Annotated in this window: 21 protein-coding genes; 15 read left to right on the forward strand and 6 right to left on the reverse strand. The window is 59.4% G+C overall.

The genetic code is table 11. The features are described 5' to 3' along the window. Positions 1-64 precede the first annotated feature (64 nt). From RHM56_RS08115 to arfB, 8 genes are all read left to right on the forward strand, one after another. Positions 65-928 (forward strand): PHP domain-containing protein, encoded by an 864-nt coding sequence (locus RHM56_RS08115; RefSeq protein WP_322240280.1) that lies wholly within the window; start codon positions 65-67, stop codon positions 926-928. Positions 929-941: 13 nt separating this feature from the next. Beyond that, entirely contained in the window at positions 942-1571 is a 630-nt protein-coding gene (locus RHM56_RS08120; RefSeq protein WP_322240282.1) for an L-threonylcarbamoyladenylate synthase, read from the forward strand. Positions 1572-1699: 128 nt separating this feature from the next. Continuing rightward, positions 1700-2398 (forward strand): ScpA family protein, encoded by a 699-nt coding sequence (locus RHM56_RS08125; RefSeq protein WP_322241729.1) that lies wholly within the window; start codon positions 1700-1702, stop codon positions 2396-2398. A gap of 12 nt (positions 2399-2410) precedes the next feature. Beyond that, positions 2411-3376, forward strand: coding sequence for an SMC-Scp complex subunit ScpB (scpB, locus tag RHM56_RS08130; RefSeq protein ID WP_322240284.1), 966 nt, complete (start codon positions 2411-2413; stop codon positions 3374-3376). A gap of 99 nt (positions 3377-3475) precedes the next feature. Then, complete coding sequence (locus RHM56_RS08135) at positions 3476-3658, forward strand: DUF1289 domain-containing protein (protein ID WP_322240287.1); 183 nt, start codon at positions 3476-3478, stop codon at positions 3656-3658. Positions 3659-3801: 143 nt separating this feature from the next. Next, positions 3802-4998, forward strand: coding sequence for a 23S rRNA pseudouridine(2605) synthase RluB (gene rluB / locus RHM56_RS08140; RefSeq protein ID WP_019412181.1), 1197 nt, complete (start codon positions 3802-3804; stop codon positions 4996-4998). Positions 4999-5659: 661 nt separating this feature from the next. After that, positions 5660-7078: an amino acid permease gene (locus RHM56_RS08145; protein WP_322240289.1), complete on the forward strand. Its 1419-nt coding sequence runs from the start codon at positions 5660-5662 to the stop codon at positions 7076-7078. A gap of 88 nt (positions 7079-7166) precedes the next feature. Then, positions 7167-7580, forward strand: a complete 414-nt coding sequence (gene arfB, locus RHM56_RS08150; protein WP_019828782.1) for an alternative ribosome rescue aminoacyl-tRNA hydrolase ArfB — start codon at positions 7167-7169, stop codon at positions 7578-7580. On the opposite strand, the gene RHM56_RS08155 is transcribed toward arfB, so the two are convergent. From RHM56_RS08155 to phhA, 6 genes are all read right to left on the reverse strand, one after another. Further along, positions 7577-8764: an MFS transporter gene (locus tag RHM56_RS08155; protein WP_322240292.1), complete on the reverse strand. Its 1188-nt coding sequence runs from the start codon at positions 8762-8764 to the stop codon at positions 7577-7579. The genes arfB and RHM56_RS08155 overlap by 4 nt on opposite strands. A gap of 36 nt (positions 8765-8800) precedes the next feature. Next, positions 8801-8977 carry a hypothetical protein gene (locus RHM56_RS08160; RefSeq protein WP_322240294.1) on the reverse strand — a complete coding sequence of 59 codons (177 nt, stop codon included), beginning with the start codon at positions 8975-8977 and terminating at the stop codon, positions 8801-8803. 87 nt (positions 8978-9064) lie between these two features. Next, positions 9065-9196: a hypothetical protein gene (locus tag RHM56_RS08165; protein WP_322240296.1), complete on the reverse strand. Its 132-nt coding sequence runs from the start codon at positions 9194-9196 to the stop codon at positions 9065-9067. A 234-nt stretch (positions 9197-9430) separates the two neighbouring features. Beyond that, positions 9431-10627 carry an amino acid aminotransferase gene (locus tag RHM56_RS08170; RefSeq protein WP_322240298.1) on the reverse strand — a complete coding sequence of 399 codons (1197 nt, stop codon included), beginning with the start codon at positions 10625-10627 and terminating at the stop codon, positions 9431-9433. Next, entirely contained in the window at positions 10627-10983 is a 357-nt protein-coding gene (locus RHM56_RS08175; protein WP_322240300.1) for a 4a-hydroxytetrahydrobiopterin dehydratase, read from the reverse strand. The genes RHM56_RS08170 and RHM56_RS08175 overlap by 1 nt, the downstream gene beginning before the upstream one ends. A gap of 48 nt (positions 10984-11031) precedes the next feature. Continuing rightward, positions 11032-11823 (reverse strand): phenylalanine 4-monooxygenase, encoded by a 792-nt coding sequence (gene phhA / locus RHM56_RS08180; RefSeq protein WP_322240303.1) that lies wholly within the window; start codon positions 11821-11823, stop codon positions 11032-11034. A gap of 355 nt (positions 11824-12178) precedes the next feature. On the opposite strand from phhA, the gene RHM56_RS08185 reads away from it, so the two are divergent. From RHM56_RS08185 to flgK, 7 genes are all read left to right on the forward strand, one after another. Continuing rightward, on the forward strand, positions 12179-13741 hold the full coding sequence (locus tag RHM56_RS08185; protein WP_322240305.1) for a sigma-54-dependent transcriptional regulator: 1563 nt from the start codon (positions 12179-12181) through the stop codon (positions 13739-13741). A 281-nt stretch (positions 13742-14022) separates the two neighbouring features. Beyond that, a complete protein-coding gene (locus RHM56_RS08190) occupies positions 14023-14763 on the forward strand; it encodes a flagellar basal body rod protein FlgF (RefSeq protein ID WP_322240308.1) in 741 nt (246 codons plus the stop codon). Positions 14764-14808: 45 nt separating this feature from the next. Next, the gene (gene flgG, locus RHM56_RS08195; RefSeq protein ID WP_322240310.1) at positions 14809-15594 is read left to right on the forward strand and encodes a flagellar basal-body rod protein FlgG; all 786 of its coding nucleotides are present in this window, start codon (positions 14809-14811) and stop codon (positions 15592-15594) included. Positions 15595-15618: 24 nt separating this feature from the next. Continuing rightward, complete coding sequence (gene flgH / locus RHM56_RS08200; RefSeq protein ID WP_322240313.1) at positions 15619-16314, forward strand: flagellar basal body L-ring protein FlgH; 696 nt, start codon at positions 15619-15621, stop codon at positions 16312-16314. Between the two features lie 11 nt (positions 16315-16325). Continuing rightward, entirely contained in the window at positions 16326-17435 is a 1110-nt protein-coding gene (locus RHM56_RS08205; protein ID WP_322240315.1) for a flagellar basal body P-ring protein FlgI, read from the forward strand. 10 nt (positions 17436-17445) lie between these two features. Further along, positions 17446-18708, forward strand: a complete 1263-nt coding sequence (gene flgJ, locus RHM56_RS08210; RefSeq protein WP_322240317.1) for a flagellar assembly peptidoglycan hydrolase FlgJ — start codon at positions 17446-17448, stop codon at positions 18706-18708. A 10-nt stretch (positions 18709-18718) separates the two neighbouring features. Beyond that, entirely contained in the window at positions 18719-20764 is a 2046-nt protein-coding gene (gene flgK, locus RHM56_RS08215; RefSeq protein ID WP_322240319.1) for a flagellar hook-associated protein FlgK, read from the forward strand. The last annotated feature ends 9 nt before the right edge of the window (positions 20765-20773 follow it).

Below are 20773 nucleotides of genomic sequence, written 5' to 3' on the forward strand. Positions count from 1 at the left end.
TGTGGCGGCATAATAACAAACATCAATGACAGCGAAAGCGTCAGCTAGAGGTTATTAAATCCCCGTGGAAATAGACTTGCATTGCCATAGCACGGCTTCTGACGGCGCTTTGGCGCCGGCGGCGCTGGTTGCGCGTGCGTTCGAGAAAGGTGTGCGAGTCCTGGCCCTGACCGATCACGATACACTTGAGGGCCTTGAAGAAGCCCGCGCAGCGGCGCATGGCTTGAACATGACGTTGATTAACGGCATCGAATTGTCCTGCACCTGGGGTGGGGCGACGATTCATGTGCTGGGTTATGGTTTCGACCTCAACGCCCCGGCACTGCTTGACGCCATTGCTAAACTGCATGATGGGCGCTGGCTGCGAGCCGAAGAAATAAGCCGCAAGCTGGCCCTTAAAGGCATGCCGGGGGCCCTGGAAGGTGCTCGGGCCATTCAGCAAGGGCTGGGCGACAGTGGCAACGCGCCGGCCCGCCCGCATTTTGCGGACTATCTGGTCCAGGCCGGGTATGTCAAAGACCGCGCCGAAGCGTTCCGAAAATGGCTGGGCGCAGGCAAGCTGGGTGACGTTAAACAGCATTGGCCAAGCCTTGAAGACACCGTGGGCACGCTGCGTGCTGCTGGCGCCTGGGTCAGCCTGGCGCATCCTTCGCATTACGATTTCACCCGCAGCAAGCGACGTCGGCTGATTGGCGACTATATTCAAGCAGGGGGTCACGCGATTGAAGTCGTCAACGGCTATCAGCCTGCCGATCAAGTGGGCAGCCTGGCGATTCTGGCGCGTGAGTTCGGTCTGCTGGTGAGTGCCGGCAGTGACTTTCATGGCCCTGGAGGTTGGTCCGAGATCGGCGAATACCGTCCCATCCCGGAAGATCTGCCGCCATTGTGGTGTCGCTTCAAATATGACCAGCCTGCTGCCAACGCCTGAACAGGAACATAAAGTGAGTCAATTTTTCCAGATTCATCCGGAAAACCCGCAGCCACGCCTGATCAAACAGGCAGTCGAGATTGTTCGCAAGGGCGGGGTCGTCATTTACCCGACAGACTCGTCCTACGCCGTGGGTTGTCAGATGGGTGACAAGGGCGCGATTGAGCGCATCAAGCGCCTGCGCAACCTGGACGACAAGCACAACTTCACCTTGATGTGCAGTGACCTGTCGCAATTGGGTTTGTTTGCCAAGGTGGACACTGGCGTGTTCCGTTTGCTCAAGGCCCACACGCCGGGGCCTTACACCTTTATTCTCAACGCTACCCGTGAAGTTCCGCGTTTGTTGCTGCACCCCAAGCGCCGCACCATCGGCATGCGCGTGCCGCAGCACCCGATAGCCCTGGCTTTGCTGGCTGAGTTGAATGAGCCGCTGATGAGCGTGACTTTGATCCTGCCGGGTGAAACCGAGCCCATGGAAGACCCTTACGAGATTCGCGATGCGCTCGAAAAACAGGTCGACTTGATCATTGATGGCGGGTTTGGCGGTCATAAAGCGTCGACCGTCATCAGTCTGGTCGATGACGAACCCGAAGTGGTGCGGGTGGGTTGTGGCGATCCGACGCCGTTCATGGTCGAGGCCTGATGTCTGACGTAGAAACAGTAGACGCCGTTGATTCGCAGGCTGGCGCCCAGCAAGAACTGCCGTTTGCCATGGTCTATGGCCAGGCCGTTATCGAAATGCCGATGGACCTGTACATCCCGCCGGATGCGCTGGAGGTGTTTCTTGACGCCTTCGAAGGCCCGCTCGACTTGCTGCTGTACCTGATCCGCAAGCAGAACATCGATATTCTCGACATTCCCGTGGCGGAAATTACCCGCCAATACATGGGCTATGTCGAGCTGATGAAGACTGTGCGCCTGGAACTGGCCGCCGAGTATCTGGTGATGGCCGCCATGTTGGCCGAGATCAAGTCGCGCATGCTGCTGCCGCGTTCCGCCGAGATCGAAGAGGAAGAAGGCGACCCGCGTGCCGAACTGATTCGCCGCTTGCAACAGTACGAGCGATTCAAGGCCGCTGCAGAAGGCATCGATGGCTTGAGCCGGGTAGGGCGCGATGTCATTGTGCCCAAGCTTGATGCCCCCGAAGCCCGCGCACGCAAACTGGTGCCGGATGTCGCGCTCGAAGAACTGCTGATGTCCATGGCCGAAGTGCTGCGCCGCACTGACATGTTTGAAAACCACCAGGTCAGCCGTGAAGCGTTGTCTACCCGTGAGCGCATGAGTGAAGTGCTGGAGCGTCTCAAGGGCGGCGGTTTTGTGCCGTTTGTTGAGTTGTTTACTGCCGAAGAAGGTCGTCTTGGCGTGGTCGTGACCTTTATGGCCATTTTGGAACTGGTCAAAGAGTCGTTGGTCGAGTTGGTGCAAAATGAGCCCTTCGCGGCAATCCACGTGCGAGCGCGAGCCGAATAAAGAGCTGAAACCATGAACCTGACTGAACCCCGCGAACTGGCCCCCTTGCTGGAGGCCTTTTTATTGGCCTCCGGAAAGCCGCAAAGCCTTGAGCGCTTGTTTGAACTGTTTGAAGAGGGCGAACGGCCTGAGCCGCCCGTGTTCAAAAAAGCCCTCGAACTGCTGCGCAAATCCTGCGAAGGCCGGGCTTTTGAACTCAAGGAAGTGGCGTCGGGTTATCGCCTGCAAATTCGTGAAAAGTTTTCACCCTGGGTCGGGCGACTGTGGGAAGAGCGTCCGCAGCGTTACTCGCGTGCCATGCTCGAAACCATGGCGCTGATTGCCTATCGCCAGCCGATTACCCGTGGCGAGATCGAAGACGTGCGTGGCGTGGCGGTGAACAGCCACATCGTCAAAACCCTGCTTGAACGTGAATGGATCCGCGTGGTGGGCTATCGCGACGTGCCGGGTAAACCGGCGATGTTTGCCACCACCAAAGGTTTTCTGGACCACTTCAACCTGAAAAACCTCGACGACTTGCCGCCATTGGCCGAGTTGCGCGAGCTTGAGCCTGACCCGATTCTCGACTTCGACGACGCCCCGGTGCCTGCACACCTGCAAGCCCTGGCAGACGAAAGCGCCGAGCCCGAAGAGCCCAAAGACGAAACCAGCTTCCGCACCCTGCTGGTGGAACTGGACACCATGGAGGAGGGTCTTAAAACTGACTTTGAGGACTTGTTGCGCGATGTTGCTGTCGGCGATCCGGCGGCCAGCGATGAGCCTCAAGCAGCAAGTGAAGAGCCAGAGCTACAGCTCGAGCCAGAACCAGAACCAGAACCAGAGCCAGAGCTGAGGCTCAGCGCCGCCGAGTTGGCGCGTGAACGGCTGCGTGCGGCCGTGGCGGCACTGGAAGCGAGGCCAACCCTGAGTGACGAAGAACTCGAAGCCCGGGCCCTGGCCGAAGCCATCGAACAGGAACGCCGCGAACAGGAAGACTGACGCACTCCCACTGTAGGAGCGAGCTTGCCTCGCGAGCTTTTAAAGATCAAAAGATCGCGAGGCAAGCTCGCTCCTACAGGGATTTTGAGAGATTCCACCATGAAAGATCCCTGCATCGACGTGTGCAAGTTTACCGATGACATTTGCATCGGTTGTGGGCGCAGCAAGCGCGAAATCAAAGCCTGGAAGAAACTCGACAAGGAAGAAAAACGCGCCGTGCTGGCCGAAGCATCCCAGCGTTTACTGGCCCTGAAGGCCACCGGTCGGCGGAAAAAGAAGTAAGTCTGGCACTTCAAGACCAGGCGTTGATGCGTAATGGCCAACATCCGCGTATGATTCGCGACCCCGCGGCGCTCGTTCGAGCGCCAGGACCTATTTTCAACACCTCAGGCATAGCCTGAATCGACACACCGGGAGGTGCCCAGATGAGTGATCTAGACCCTAAAGACAGCCAGGAAATTGGCCCAGCAGGCGAAAAACTGCAAAAAGTTCTCGCCCGTATTGGTGTGGGCTCGCGACGCGACGTAGAGAGTTGGATCAGCCAGGGCCGAATCAAGGTCAATGGCAAGGATGCAACCCTGGGTCTGCGCGTAGACCTGCATGACGCCATCTCCATCGATGGCAAGGTGATCAAGCGTGAAGAGGCCGCCGAATCGGTGCGCCGCGTGATCATGTACAACAAGCCCGACGGCGAAATCTGCACCCGTGATGACCCTGAAGGCCGTCCGACCGTGTTCGACAAGCTGCCGCGTCCAAAAGAAGGCCGCTGGATCAACATCGGCCGTCTCGACATCAACACCACCGGTTTGCTGATGTTCACCACTGATGGTGAGCTGGCTAACCGCCTGATGCACCCTTCCTACGAAATGGACCGTGAATACGCGGTACGTGTGCGTGGCGAAGTGGATGACGAGATGATCGAGCGCCTCAAGGCTGGCGTTGTGCTGGAAGACGGCCCGGCGCGTTTCACCGACATCAAGCAAGCACCGGGCGGCGAAGGCTTCAACCATTGGTACCACTGCGTGGTGATGGAAGGCCGTAACCGTGAAGTACGTCGCTTGTGGGAATCCCAGGGCCTGGTGGTTAGCCGCCTGAAGCGCGTGCGTTTCGGTCCGGTATTCCTCAACTCTGACCTGCCGATGGGCCGCTGGCGCGAAATGAGCCAGTACGAAGTCGACATCCTCAGCGCTGAAGTCGGTCTTACGCCGGTTGCCATGCCTGAGATGAACGCCAAGAGCAAAGACAAACTTGAGCGTATGCAGCGCAAGTCGTCGCGCCCTGTGGCACGTGCAGACCGCGTTGCGCGAGTTCTGCGTCCGGCCGAAGGTGCGCCATTGGCACCGCGTCCAGCGCGTCAGCCGCACATCGAAGGCGAGCGCCCAGGTCGTCCGGCCCGTGATGAAGCGGCCCGTCCTGCCCGCAAGCCAGCCGGCCGCACCGACCGCGTACCTGCGGGCCGTGGCGCGCCAGTGGCCGAGCGTCCAAGCGAAGTCAACAAGCGTCCAACCAAGCCAACCCGTTCGGGTCCAAAGCTGGTTGAAGATGCGCCGTCAGGCAAGCGTCGTGGCGCACCAGCCGGTTCCGGCCAGCGTCCAGGCTTCGGTCGTCGCAAGCCGCAGTAAACGCTTAGCGCTGTCATAAAAAACGCCAACCCCACCCAGGGTTGGCGTTTTTTTATGCCCACCAAAAATCTAAGATTTTTGTAGGAGCGAGCTTGCCTCGCGATCTTTTGATCGTTTAAAAGCTCACGAGACAAGCTCGCTCCTACAAACGCGGTGTTTAGGGTGGAAATATTTCTTTACGCATCGTAAAACTATCACTACGAAATCAATCGCTTACAGGCGATGAATGTAGGATTTCGGCCTTCTGTAAAGAAAACTTTCCGAATAAAAGCCCCTATGCACCATTTCTGCGCAAAAACTGGCTTGTTTCGTGTTGCAAACGGCGGTGTGATGAGAACTTGCCTACGAGCGGGTGTACAATGCGCCACGTTTTAACTGTGACCCAATTGCGTACCCGCGCATTTTGCGCCGCTCGGCGATGTGCTGATTGGCCAAAAAATCGAGGCTAACCCGCCTTGTTAATTCCGCATCGCCACAAGCGTTGCGGGTTCGATTCCGTCACAGATAAAAACAAACAGGTGACGCATGACTCGTGAAACAACCTTGGATTCCTGGCGCCTGCGCTGGGGTTTGATTTGTGTTGTAGACCCTTCGATCACTGCCTCTGGTGCTCACGTTACAACGCACTGAATCACATCAAACCTTGTGTAGGATCCTTTAAATGAGTGGACCAACCACGCATTCGGGCGAGCTTAAACGCGGCCTGAAAAATCGTCATATCCAGCTGATTGCCCTGGGTGGTGCGATCGGTACTGGCCTGTTCCTCGGCTCTGCCGGGGTACTGAAATCGGCCGGCCCATCGATGATCCTGGGCTATGCAATCTGCGGCTTTATTGCCTTTATGATCATGCGCCAGCTCGGCGAAATGATCGTTGAAGAACCTGTCGCCGGCTCCTTCAGCCACTTTGCCCACAAGTACTGGGGCGGCTTTGCCGGTTTCATGTCGGGCTGGAACTGCTGGGTGCTGTACATCCTGGTCGGCATGTCAGAACTGACCGCTGTCGGTAAATACGTGCACTACTGGTGGCCCGAGATCCCGACCTGGGCTTCGGCGGCCGCTTTCTTCGTGCTCATCAACGTGATCAACCTGACCAACGTCAAAGTGTTCGGCGAAGCCGAGTTCTGGTTCGCGATCATCAAAGTGGTGGCGATTGTCGGCATGATCGCCCTGGGCAGCTACTTGCTGGTCAGCGGCAGCGGCGGCCCTCAGGCGTCGGTCACTAACCTGTGGGAGCACGGCGGGTTCTTCCCGCACGGGATCACCGGTCTGGTGATGGCCATGGCCTTCATCATGTTCTCCTTTGGCGGCCTGGAAATGCTCGGTTTCACCGCCGCAGAAGCCGACAAGCCGCGCACCGTGATCCCGAAAGCGATCAATCAGGTGATCTACCGCATCCTGATTTTCTACATCGGTGCATTGGTGGTTCTGCTGTCGCTGACCCCGTGGGACTCGCTGCTTGAAACCCTGAATGCCGGTGGCGACAGCTACAGCAGCAGCCCGTTCGTGCAAGTGTTCTCGATGCTGGGCAGCAACACGGCTGCGCACATCCTCAACTTTGTGGTCTTGACCGCGGCGTTGTCGGTGTACAACAGCGGCACCTACTGCAACAGCCGCATGCTGCTGGGCATGGCGCAGCAGGGCGATGCGCCGAAAGTGCTGGCCAAAATCGACAAGCGCGGTGTGCCGGTCAACTCGATCCTCGCCTCGGCGGCGGTCACCGTGATTGCCGTGCTGCTCAACTACCTGATGCCGCACGATGCGCTGGAACTGCTGATGTCGCTGGTCGTGGCGACGCTGGTGATCAACTGGGCGATGATCAGCTTCTCGCACTTCAAGTTCCGCCAGCACATGAACAAAACCGCGCAAACGCCATTGTTCAAGGCGCTCTGGTACCCGTATGGCAACTTCATCTGCCTGGCGTTCGTGGCGTTCATTCTGGTGATCATGCTGATGATCCCGGGCATCCGTGTTTCGGTGTTCGCGATTCCGGTGTGGGTGGCCTTTATGGGGCTGTGCTACTGGTTCAAAGGCAAGAACCCGGAGCGTGCGCAGTCTGCGACCTACAGCTCAGCCAAATAAGCTGACGGGTTAAACCACACACCCGGCCATTGCGCCGGGTGTGTGGTTTGTGGGGTATCCTGCACGCCCTGATGACGGACCTTTTTTAATGCTGGTGATCTCCAACAACGTTCATATCCCCGATGCCGAAATCGAACTGACGGCCATTCGTGCCCAAGGGGCGGGCGGGCAGAACGTCAATAAAGTCTCAAGCGCCATGCACTTGCGCTTTGACATCCCCAACTCGTCCTTGCCGCCTTTTTACAAAGAGCGGCTGCTGGCGCTGCGTGACAGTCGGATCACCAGTGACGGGGTGCTGATCATCAAGGCCCAGCAATACCGCACTCAAGAGCAAAACCGGGCGGATGCGCTGGAGCGGTTGGTCGAATTGATCGTGAGCGCGACCAAGGTCGAGAAAAAACGTCGCCCGACCAAGCCCACGTTGGGCTCGAAAAAGCGCCGTCTGGAATCCAAGACCAAGCGCGGCAGTATCAAGGCCGGGCGCGGCAAGGTGGATTTTTAGCCGCTTCGCGCAATCTTCGCCTGTCGATACAGATACACACTCAGCAACAAGCCGCTGAACGCTGCCAGTGCCGCAAACAAAAAGATCGAGGCAAAGCCAAAACCTGCCGCGACGGCGCCCACCAGTGGCCCGGTGATGCCCAGTGACAGGTCGATAAACAGCGAGTACGCGCCCACGGCCGCGCCACGGCTGGAGGCGGGCACCAGGTTGACCGCCTCAACCCCCAGCGCCGGAAACACCAGCGAAAAGCCAAAGCCGCTCAGCGCCGCGCCTGCCAATGCCAGTTGCGGGCTAGGGGCCAGCCACAGCAACAGCAAGCCGAGGGTCTCGACGCTGAGGCAGGCAATGGCCACTCGAAAGCCGCCAATACGATTGATCAGGTTGCCGAACATCAGTCGCGCGCTGATAAAGCTGGCGCCAAACAAGCTCAGGCACAGTGCGGCGTTTTCCCAGTGATTGGTGGCGTAGTACAGGGTGATAAAGGTGGCGATGGTGCCAAAACCAATGGAGCCCAGTGCCAGGCCAGTGCCGTGGGGCAGGACGCGGCCCAGTACGTGCAGAAACGGCAAGCGCACGCCGCTGACAATCGGTGCTGCCTGCTTTGGCCAAGCCAGTGCCAGGCCCAGCGCGGCCAGGGCCATGATGCTCACGCCCATGCTCCACATGCCCAAGTGCCCGACCATGACCACGCCCAGCGGCGCGCCAATGGCGATGGCGCCGTAGCTGGCGATGCCGTTCCAGGAGATCACTTTGGCGGTGTTGGCGGCGCCGACCCGGCCAATGCCCCAGCCAATGCAGCCCGAGCCGATCAGGCTTTCTGCACTGCCCAATACCAGGCGCCCGAGCAGCAGGCAGGCGAGACTCAAGGCTGGTGTGGTGGACAGCCAACTGGACGCCAGCATCAGCGCGCCACTCAGGCCGCAGCCCGCCAGGCCGTACATCACTGCGCGCTTGCTGCCGCTGTTGTCGATGATGCGGCTGGCATAGGGGCGGCTCAGCAGCGTGGCCAGGTATTGCACGCTGATCACCAGACCGGCGATGACGGTGCCATAGCCCAGGTGGTTGTGAACGTAACCGGGCAATACCGCCAGCGGAATGCCGATATTCAAATAGCCGATAAAGGTAAACAGAACGATGGAAACCACTTGCAGCGTGATTGCCATAGGGCGTTGTGTTTCAGGCATGGGGTAGGGGTCCTGCGGGGCGCGGTTGGGTGCAGATTACAACGGTGAAACCAATTGTGTCGCGATTAAAGCAGCCAGAGCGTTTTCCTGGGTGCCAAAACGTTTGAGCAGCAGCGCCTGTTTTTCCGGGCTGAGACGTTGCCAAAGGTCGATCATTTTTTCGGCGGTGCCGATCAGCACGCTGGCCTGGGTGTCGCTGAAGGTGTCGGTCACACTGCAATCCGGGGGAGTAGAGGGGGGAGCGATTGTGTCAGGCGGTATGAAAAACTAGAAGCTTTTCGCACCGCCTGAGTCAGCCGGTCAGTCTTCGCTGTCGGCTTTGAGGCTCTCCGTGGCCTCGTCCAGTGCGGGGCTTTCGCCACTGGAGTGTTGCGGGGTTGGCTGCTGAGGTTCATGCAGACTTGGGAAGGGGAGGTTTGGGATTTCGTGCATCGTCGCGCTCCTCGTAAGGTGTGTTTTTAAATCGCTGGGTAAATCCGCGCTTTTAAAAAGCTTGGGCAGGATACAGGAGGGAGTGTGACAATTTGTCTTTTTCTTGCGTCTGGCGGGGATTGTGGCGAATTTTTCATCTGGGGAAGCGGATCTGTAGAAGCGAGCTTGCTCGCGATCTTTTGATCTTTAAAAACAAAAGATCGCGAGCAAGCTCGCTCCTACAGTGACAATTTTTTAGTGGGTGCACACCTGCGCAATCGCTTTGGCCAGCAGGTTCAGGCGGGTGCCATCCACGCCGGCCATGTTCGCGCGCCCCGAGCCGACCATGTACACGCTGTGCTTCTCACGCAGCAATTGCACTTGTTCTGCTGTCAGGCCGGTGTAAGAAAACATCCCGCGTTGTTCGTTGATATGAGCAAAGTGCTCGGCCAGTCCGAACGGCGCCAGTGCCTCTACCAGGCCGCCGCGCAGTTGTGCGATGCGGGTGCGCATGGCTTCCACTTCATCAGCCCACAGCGCTTTGAGCTGTGGGTCGCCGAGGATGGTTGCCACCACCGCAGCGCCGTGATCGGGCGGGTTAGACCACAGGTTGCGAGCGACATGGGCCAGTTGGCTGCGCACATCCTTGAGTTTTTCGGCGTCGTTTGCACACACGATCAAGGCACCGACACGCTCGCGATACAGGCCGAAGTTCTTCGAGCACGAACTGGTGATCAGCACTTCGGGCAGTTCGCGGGCGAACAGTCGGGTCGACCAGGCATCTGCTTCCAGCCCATCTCCGAAACCTTGGTAGGCAAAGTCGATCAGCGGCAGCAGTTCGCGGCGGCGCACCACGTCCAGCACTTGCTGCCAATCAGCCTGCGACAGGTCGAAACCGGTCGGGTTATGGCAGCACGCGTGCAGCAGCACCACGTCACCTTGGGGCACTTGCTCAAGGGTTTGCAGCATGGTGGCGACGTTGAGCGTGTTGTCGCTGCCCACGTACGGGTAGTGACTGACCTTAAGCCCTGCCGCCGCGAAAATACTTTCGTGGATCGGCCAGGTCGGATCGCTCAGCCAGATCCCGCGGCCCGGCAGGCACTGCGCGATAAAGTCAGCCGTCAGGCGCAGTGCGCCGGTGCCGCCCGGGGTTTGTGTAGCTCCCGCGCGTTGGGCGCTGAGCAGCGCTGAGTCGGCACCCAGTACCAGCTCGCTGATCAGTTGGCCAAAACGGCTGTCGCCGTGGCCGCCGATATAGGTTTTGGTCTGTTGCTGATCCACCAACCGCTGTTCGGCCTGTTTGACCGACTGCAAAATCGGTGTCAGGCCGTTAGGGTCCTTGTAGACGCCAACGCCCAGATCGAACTTGTTCGGGTTGCTGTCCTGATTGTAGGCATCGATCAACCCCAGAATCGGGTCGCCCGGCACCCGGCCAATGGCTGCGAAGTGCATTACTTGCGGCCCTCGGCGGTTTTAGCCACTTCATCGGTACGTGCGGCCATGATGAAGTCGTTGCGGTGCAGGCCTTTGATCGAGTGGCTCCACCAGGTTACGGTCACTTTGCCCCACTCGGTGAGCAGACCCGGGTGATGGCCTTCAGCCTCGGAGATCTCACCCACGGCGTTGGTAAAGGCCAGTGCGTGTTTGAAGTTCTTGAACAGAAAAACCTTTTCCAACTGCATCACGCCGTCGCGAACTTCGATGTTCCAGTCCGGGATCTGCTTGATCAGCATCGGCAACTCTTCGTCACTGACCTGTGGAGCGTCGGCGCGGCAGGCTTCGCAGTGGGCTTGGTTCAATGTGCTCATGGTGTCTTCCTGAAATCGATTTTTTATTGGTCTGGAAAAAATTAAGGGTCAGGCTGCTTTCGGTTTTGGCGCGAACTTGGGTGCGTGCAGCCCCATCGTCATGCCTTTTTCGACCATGCCCATAATGTCCTCGTGGGCCAGGTCAAACAGTCGCTTCAAGTCCGGCAGGACAAAATACAGCGGCTGCAAAATATCAATCCGATACGGCGTGCGCATCGCTTCCAGCGGGTCGAAGGCCTGATGTTCAGGCTCTGACGACAAGCTGTAAACCGTTTCTTTAGGTGATGAAAGAATTCCGCCGCCATAAATGCGTTTGCCTTGCGGCGTGTCCACCAGCCCAAACTCAATGGTCATCCAGTACAGACGGGCCAGGTACACCCGCTGTTCCTTGGTTGCTTGCAGGCCGAGCTTGCCGTAGGTATGGGTGAACTCAGCGAACCATGGGTTAGTCAGCAGTGGGCAATGGCCGAAAATCTCGTGAAAAATGTCGGGTTCTTGCAGGTAGTCCAGCTCTTCGGGGGTGCGAATAAACGTCGCCACCGGGAATTGCTTGTTGGCGAGCAATTCAAAAAACGTCTGGAAGGGTATCAATGCCGGAACCCGGGCAACTTGCCAGCCGGTGGTTTCGCTCAGCACCTGATTGATCTCGCTCAATTGCGGGATGCGGTCATGGGGCAGGCCGAGTTTTTCGATGCCTTGCATGTACTCAGGGCAGGCGCGGCCTTCCAGCAGTTTCAGCTGGCGGGTGATCAGCGTGTTCCACACCCCGTGTTCCTCGGGTGTGTAGTCGATAAAGCCATTGGCATCCGGCTCGCGGGCGACGTATTTCGTTTGCTTCATGGGGCTCTCCGCGGGGCAATCATTGTTATTTTTCTGAAGGGGCGGCGGGTGTTCGTTGCCTTAAGTGATACCTCAAGTGTTTGCCGGGTGCAGCCGGGCAAGCGCTTCTAGTGCGGGGATGGTGTGTGCGTTTCGTAAATATTTCGTTACGGTATGGCTGTTGGGCTGTCATTCTTAAGTCAGTAATTGCAAAATCGTCACAAAATCGTGACAGCGAAATGCTTTCCCGAGTAAAAAACACCCCTGTAGGAGCGAGCTTGCCTCGCGATCTTTTAGAAGAATCAAAAGATCGCGAGCAATCGAGCGTCGATCGGCTGCTCCTACAGTTAGCAGATCAATTGCCGAGCCTTGCACCATGCGTATCAAAGTTCACTGTCAAAACCGGATTGGCATCCTGCGCGACATTCTTAACCTGCTGGTTGCCTACGGCATCAACGTCAAGCGGGGCGAGGTGGGGGGCGATCAGGGCAATGCGATTTACCTGTTCTGTCCCAACCTGATCAACCTGCAATTTCAGGCCCTGCGCCCGAAATTTGAAACCATTGCCGGGGTTTTTGGGGTCAAGCGTGTAGGGCTGATGCCCAGCGAGCGCAGGCACATGGAACTCAATGCCTTGCTTGGCGCGCTGGAGTTTCCAGTGCTGTCGATCGACATGAGTGGCTCGATTGTCGCGGCCAACCGCGCGGCCGCGCAGTTGCTCGGGGTGCGGGCGGATGAAGTGCCGGGGATTGCCCTGTCGCGTTACGCCGAAGACTTCGACCTGCCGGAACTGGTGCGGGCCAACAAGTCGCGGATCAACGGCCTGCGGATCAAAATCAAGGGCCATGTGTTTCTGGCTGACATTGCGCCGTTGCAACTGGAGCACGATGAAAGCGAGGCTATGGCCGGTGCGGTGCTCACGTTGCACCGTGCTGATCGTCTCGGTGAGCAGATCTACAACGTGCGCAAGCAAGAGCTGCGCGGCTTCGACAGCATCTTCCAGAGCTCGAAAGTCATGGCCGCCGTGGTGCGTGAGGCCCGGCGCATGGCACCGCTGGATGCGCCGCTATTAATAGAGGGCGAAACCGGCACCGGCAAAGAGCTACTGGCACGGGCCTGCCACCTGGCCAGCCCGCGTGGGCAATCACCGCTGATGGCGCTTAACTGCGCGGGCTTGCCCGAGTCGATGGCCGAAACCGAGCTGTTCGGTTACGGGCCTGGGGCATTTGAGGGCGCGCGGGCCGAAGGCAAGCTGGGCCTGCTGGAACTGACCGCAGGCGGGACGTTGTTTCTCGATGGCGTCGGGGAGATGAGCCCGCGCTTGCAGGTGAAATTGCTGCGCTTCTTGCAGGACGGCTGCTTCCGGCGTGTGGGCAGTGACGAAGAGGTCTACCTCGATGTGCGAGTGATGTGCGCCACCCAAGTCGACTTGTCCGAACTGTGTGCCCGTGGCGAGTTTCGTCAGGACCTGTACCACCGGCTCAACGTGCTGTCGCTGCATATCCCGCCGCTGCGTGATTGCCTGGATGGCCTGGAACCTTTGGTTGAGCACTTTCTGGATCAGGCCAGTCGGCAGATTGGCTGCCCGTTGCCGCGCCTGGCACCTGCGGCCATGGACCGTCTGCGCCACTACCATTGGCCGGGTAACGTGCGGCAATTGGAAAACGTGCTGTTTCAGGCGGTGTCGTTGTGCGATGGCGGGGTCGTCAAGGCCGAACACATCCGTTTCCCGGACTATGGCGTGCGTCAGCCGCTGGGCGAGTTTTCGATGGAAGGCGGGCTGGATCAAATCGTCGGCCGCTTCGAAAAGGCCGTGCTGGAGCAGTTGTACGCCGAACACCCGAGCAGCCGCTTGCTGGGCAAGCGACTGGGCGTGTCGCATACCACCATTGCCAACAAACTGCGCGAGCACGACATCATCAAGCCGGGTAGTCGCTGACGAAGCATGAGGCTGCGATGGGTTGCGCAGCGACCCTGGACGGTGGTCCTGCGGCCCGCATCGCAGCCTTCGTGCCTCGACAGCGACTACGAGTTTCTTGCCACCGGTTGCCGCAACCGGCATAACCGCGCCGGTTTTCCCTTTCAGTCACGCCACCAAAAACGCCTCTAACCCAGTCAATACAGCCTTTCGCGCCGTCAAAATAAAGTTGGTGCGCAAATTGCTAGTACCTCTGTAGTACAGCGGTGGGCGGCAAGCGTCCGCCAGACAGAGGAAAGACTGTGGACAAGTACCTTTATGTGGCAATGACCGGCGCCAGTCAGAATGCTCTGGCGCAAAAGGCGCATGCCAACAATTTGGCGAACATCTCAACCAACGGCTTTCAGCGCGATCTGGAACAGGCGCGGTCGATGCCGGTGTTTGGTGACAGCTTTCCAGCGCGGGCCTTTGCCCTGACCGAACGGCCTGCCACCGACTTCACCCCTGGCGCACTGGTGCAAACCGGGCGCGATCTGGACGTGGCGGTGTCGGGTGACGGCTGGCTGGCCGTGCAGGCACCGGATGGCAGCGAAGCCTATGTGCGCACCGCCAGCATGAATGTGGATGCCCTGGGCATTCTGCGCGCTGGCAACGGCATGCCGATCATGGGCAACGCCGGGCCGATTGCCGTGCCGCCACAGCAGCAAATTGAAGTCGGTGAAGACGGCACCATCAGCGTCCGCGCCATGGGCGAAGGCCCACGGGTGATGGCCGAAGTGGACCGCATCAAGCTGGTCCAGCCCGACCTGAAAAACATGACCAAAGGCCAGGACGGTCTGATCCACACGGTCAATGGTCAGCCCGCGCAGGCGGATGCCAATGTGCGGGTCACGTCGGGGTTTCTGGAGGCCAGCAACGTCAATGCCGTCGAAGAAATGACCTCGGTGCTGGCCCTGTCCAAGCAGTTCGAGCTGCACATCAAAATGATGAACACCGCCAAAGAAGACGACCAGGCCATGACCCGCGTCTTGGCAATGAGCTAATTACTGACACGTCGCGCCGAAAAACCGGCGCACGAGGAGAGCACCATGCTTCCGGCACTGTGGGTTGCAAAAACAGGTTTGGCTGCACAAGACACCAACCTGACGACCATTTCCAACAACTTGGCCAACGTGTCGACCACCGGCTTCAAGCGTGATCGTGCCGAGTTCCAGGACTTGCTCTACCAGATCAAACGCCAGCCTGGCGCGCAATCGACCCAGGACAGCGAGCTGCCATCGGGCCTGCAAGTGGGCACCGGGGTGCGTATTGTCGGCACCCAAAAGAACTTCACGGCCGGCAGCCTGCAAACCACCGAGCAGCCGCTGGACATGGCCATCAATGGCCGTGGTTTTTTCCAGATCATGCAGCCGGACGGCACTACGGCCTACACCCGTGACGGCACTTTCCACCTGGACTCCAACGGCCAGATCGTGACGGCCAGCGGCTTCGCTCTGGAACCGGCGATTGTGGTGCCCGCCGATGCCCAGACGTTCACGGTAGGGCAGGACGGCACGGTGTCGGTGACCATCACCGGTAACGCGGCCGCCCAAGTGATCGGCAACCTGCAAACCGCAGACTTCATCAACCCGGCCGGTTTGCAGTCCCAGGGCGGCAACCTGTTCCTTGAAACCGCGTCCAGCGGCGCGCCGCAAATCGGCACGCCGGGCCTGAACGGCTTCGGCACCACCATGCAAAGCACGCTCGAAACCTCGAACGTCAGCACCGTAGAAGAAATGGTCAACATGATCACCACTCAACGCGCCTACGAGATGAACTCCAAAGTGATCTCGACCGCCGACCAAATGCTGTCGTTCGTGACGCAAAATCTGTAAAGACGTGAAGGAGTGGGAAAGGTCATGAAGCGCTTGTTTTCTGTTCTGGCACTGGGCGGCATTACGTTCCTGGCGGGTTGCGTCAGCCCGCCACCACGGCCGAACGATCCGTACTACGCCCCTGTGCTGCCGCGTACACCGCTGCCGGCAGCGGCCAACAACGGCTCGATCTACCAGGCTGGCTTTGAACAGAACCTGTACAGCGATCGCAAGGCTTTTCGCATCGGTGACATCATCACCATCAGCCTGAACGAAAAGACCCAGGCGAGCAAAAACGCCAACTCGGCCATCGGCAAAAACAGCAACACCAGCATCGGCCTGACGTCGCTGTTTGGTGGCGGTTTGACCACCAACAACCCGTTGGGTAGTGGTGACCTGAGCCTGAACGCGGGCTACAGCGGCAGCCGCGCCACCAAGGGCGACAGCAAGGCCGGGCAGGGCAACAGCCTTACCGGCTCGATCACCGTGACCGTGGCCGATGTGCTGCCCAACGGCATCATCGCCGTGCGCGGCGAGAAGTGGATGACCCTGAACACCGGTGACGAGCTGGTGCGCATTGCCGGTCTGGTCCGGGCCGATGACATCAGCACCGACAACACGGTGTCCTCGACCCGTGTCGCCGATGCGCGCATCACGTACTCGGGGACCGGCTCGTTTGCCGACGCCAGTCAGCCGGGCTGGTTTGACCGCTTTTTCCTCAGCCCACTGTTTCCTTTTTAAACGGATTTAACATGCCCAACCTCAAGCATCTGCTGGCAGCCGTATTGCTTTTGTCGACATCGCTGGGCGCTCACGCCGAGCGGTTGAAGGACATCGCCAGCATTTCGGGCGTGCGCACCAACCAACTGATTGGCTATGGCTTGGTCGTCGGGCTCAACGGCACGGGCGACCAGACCACACAAACGCCGTTCACCCTGCAGACCTTCAACAACATGCTCTCGCAGTTCGGCATTAAAGTGCCGCCGGGCTCGGGCAACGTGCAGTTGAAAAACGTCGCAGCGGTGTCGATCAGTGCCGATTTGCCTGCGTTCGCCAAGCCGGGGCAGGTGATCGACATCACTGTGTCTTCGATCGGTAACTCTAAAAGCCTGCGCGGCGGCACGTTGTTGCTGACCCCGCTCAAAGGGATCGACGGCAACGTTTACGCAGTCGCCCAAGGCAATTTGGTCGTGGGCGGCTTTGATGCCGAAGGCCGTGACGGTTCCAAAATTACCGTCAACGTGCCGTCTGCCGGGCGTATTCCGGGCGGTGCTTCGGTCGAACGTGCTGTGCCCAGTGGTTTCAATCAGGGCAACAGCCTGACCCTCAACCTCAATCGCTCAGACTTCACCACTGCCAAGCGTGTGGTCGACAAAATCAACGACCTGCTCGGCCCTGGCGTGGCGCAGGCGATTGACGGCGGCTCGATCCGTGTCTCGGCACCGCTGGACCCAAGCCAGCGCGTCGATTACCTGTCGATTCTGGAAAACCTCGAAGTCGATCCGGGCCAGGCGGTGGCCAAGGTCATCATCAATTCGCGCACCGGTACCATCGTGATCGGGCAAAACGTCAAGGTTTCACCTGCCGCCGTCACCCACGGCAGTCTGACCGTGACCATCACCGAAGACCCGATTGTCAGTCAGCCGGGCCCGCTGTCCAACGGCCAGACCGCTGTGGTGCCGCGCTCGCGGATCAATGCCCAGCAAGAAGCCAAGCCGATGTTCAAGTTTGGTCCGGGCACCACCCTGGACGAAATCGTACGGGCGGTGAATCAGGTGGGCGCGGCGCCGGGCGATTTGATGGCGATTCTCGAAGCGCTGAAACAGGCCGGCGCCTTGCAAGCCGACCTGATCGTGATCTGAGGCTGACGTCATGGACATGCGTAAGAGCGGCGTGGTCAGTGACAGCGATTCGGGGGCGTTCAGCGACCTTAATCGTCTGAATAACCTGAAGGTGGGTGACCGCGAAAGCGACGGCAACATGCGCAAGGTCGCGCAGGAATTCGAGTCGCTGTTCCTCAACGAAATGCTCAAGTCCATGCGCTCGGCCACCGAAACGCTGGGCAAGGACAACCCGCTCAATACCCCGGCTGCCAAGCAGTACCAGGAAATGTACGACCAGCAACTGTCGGTGACCTTGTCACGCCAGGGCGGCGGCATTGGTCTGGCGGACGTGTTGATGCGCCAAATGTCGAAAAACAAATCGGCGGTGCCGGGTGATACACCAGCCGCCACGGGGCTCACGACTCAAGCCAAAGCGGCGGCCACCGAAACGCCTGTTACCCAGACCACCAGCCCGTTTGTGCGCTCCAATGGCCAGCGTGCCTTGTGGGCGTCTCGCGTGGCGACGCCTGCCGTTGAAGGCGGGCATAAAAATGACATGGCGCTGCTCAATCAGCGGCGTCTGGCGTTGCCGAGCAAACTGACCGATCGCCTGCTGGCTGGCATCGTGCCCTCGGCAGACCCTTCGCGTTCGACCCTCAATACCGGCGTCGTGCCTGGGCGCACCAGTGCCTCGATGGATGCTGTCATCAAAGGCAGCCGCCAACCGATGCTCAGCGCGTCGGGCGTGCAGGGGCGCATGCAGATTTATGGCCGTGCCGTGGCGCAGCCGCCGTTGGCGCCCGCCAAGCAAGCGTTTGAATCGCCGGATGCGTTTGTCGCCACCATGCTGCCAATGGCGCAGCAGGCGGCCGACCGCATCGGCGTCGACCCGCTGTACCTGGTGGCGCAAGCCGCACTGGAAACCGGCTGGGGCAAATCGGTGATGCGCCAGCAAAACGGCAGCAGCAGCCACAACCTGTTCGGCATCAAGGCCACGGGCAATTGGCAGGGCGCGCAGGCGCGGGCCATCACCAGTGAGTTCAAGGACGGGCAGATGGTCAAGGAGACGGCGGACTTCCGTTCCTACGACTCTTACCAGGACAGCTTCCACGACCTGGTCACGCTGTTGCAGAGCAACAACCGTTATAAAGAAGTGCTCGGCGCGGCCGATAAGCCAGAACAGTTTGTACGTGAATTGCAGAAGGCCGGTTATGCGACCGACCCTGAGTACGCGAGCAAGATTTCGCAGATTGCCAAGCAAATGAAAACCTACCAGAGCTACGTCTCGACGGGTTCTCTCACGCATTTATAGGGTTTGAACCATGGCGAGTTTGATCAACATCGGAATGTCGGGGCTGAACGCCAGCCAAGGGGCTTTGGCGACTGTCGGCAACAACATTGCGAACGCCAACACCTCGGGCTACTCGCGCCAGCAGATCGTGCAGAGCAGCGCGGCCTCGCAGCAAGTGGGCGGGGTGTTTATCGGCACCGGCACCACCCTGGCGGACGTGCGCCGGGTGTACAACGCCTACCTCGACGCCCAGTTGCAAACCACCACCTCGCTCAACGGCGATGCCCAGGCCTACCTTGATCAAATCGGCTCGGTCGACAAATTGCTCTCGGACAAAAGCACGGGCGTTTCGGCGGCATTGAACGGCTTTTTCGCCTCGCTGCAAACCTCGGCGGCCGCACCCGGCGACAGCGCTTCACGGCAATTGCTGTTAACCAGCGCACAAACCCTGAGCAACCGTTTCAACGCGATCTCGGCCCAGCTCAACCAACAGAACGAAGGCATCAACAGCCAGTTGGACACCTTGACCTCGATGGTCAACCAGCACACGGCCACCATTGCCTCGCTGAACAAGCAAATCGCCCAGGCCACCACTGCGGGCAATACGCCGAACGACTTGATGGATGCGCGCAACGAGGCCGTGCGCACCCTCAACGAATTGGTCGGGGTCTCGGTTCAAGAGCACGACAACGTGTACGACATTACCCTCGGCACCGGTCAGGCGCTGGTGCAGGGCAATACCTCCAACACCTTGTCGGCGGTGCCGAGCAAAACCGACAAAAGCCAGTTCAGCATCCAGATCAACTACGCGCAGTCCAGCTCCGACGTCACCTCGGTGATCAGCGGCGGCAAGATCGGCGGCCTGCTGCGTTATCGCTCCGACGTACTGGCCCCGGCCATCAATGAGTTGGGGCGCACGGCGATTGTGCTGGCCGATGCGGTCAACCAACAGCTGGGGCAGGGCCTGGATGCCAATGGCGAGTTTGGCTCGTCGCTGTTCAGCAGCATCAACAGCGACAAGGCCATCAGCCAGCGCAGTCTGGCGGCGACCGGCAACAGCGCAGGCTCAGGCAACCTGGACGTCAAAATCAGCAACAGCGGCGCGCTGACCACTTACGACTATCAGGTCACGTTCACCAGCGACAACGAATACACGGTCAAACGTTCTGACGGCACCAGCATGGGCGCCTTCAAGCTCGATCAAGACCCGCCTGCGGTGATCGACGGCTTCACCATGAGCCTCAATGGCGGCGCGTTGAGCAAGGGCGACAGCTTCAAAGTCAGCCCCACCGCCAATGGCGCCAGCGGCATCAGCGTGCAAATGACCGATGCCAGTAAACTGGCGTTCGCCGGGCCGTTGGCGGCCACTAAAGGCGGCTCCAACAGCGGCACCGGGGCTGTGGGCAGTCTTGATTTGTCGCAAGCGCTGAACATTTATGGCGGCGCTGAACTGGGCAAGGCCCAAAGCGAAATCGAAGGCGCCATGCCCGTGCGCATTGCCTTTGACGAAGCCAGCGGCGGCACTCAGGGTTACCGCATCCTGAACGAGAAGGGCGAGAAGATCGGCGAGGGCACCCTCGTTCCGGGGCAGGACAATAAAGTCACGATCAAGGTGCCGGTGCTCGACGCTTCGGGTGTGGCGGTGACCAACCCGGACGGCACGCCCAAGACCGTCAACTTTGACACCACCCTCAGCGGCTCGCCCGCCAAGGGCGACAGCTTCGATATCAAGTTCAACAAGGACGGCAAGGCCGACAACAGCAACGCCAACCTGTTGCTGGGTCTGCAAACCAAGCAGACCGTGGGCGTGACTGGCGGCGCAGGCGGCGTGAGCCTAGGCACCTCGTACAGCCAGTTAGTGTCCAAAGTGGGCGGCAAAGCCAGCCAGGCGGCCGTCGACGGCACGGCCAACACTGCCGCGCTGGCCTACGCCACCCAAAGCCGCAGCTCGGTGTCGCAGGTTAACCTCGACGAAGAAGCGTCCAACCTGGTCAAGTTCCAGCAGTACTACACCGCATCGTCGCAAATCATCAAAGCGGCGCAAGAAACCTTCAGCACGCTGATCAACAGTCTTTAAGGGAGCACT

The organism is Pseudomonas sp. CCC3.1 (assembly GCF_034347405.1).
In the GTDB taxonomy this organism is placed as follows: Bacteria; Pseudomonadota; Gammaproteobacteria; order Pseudomonadales; family Pseudomonadaceae; genus Aquipseudomonas.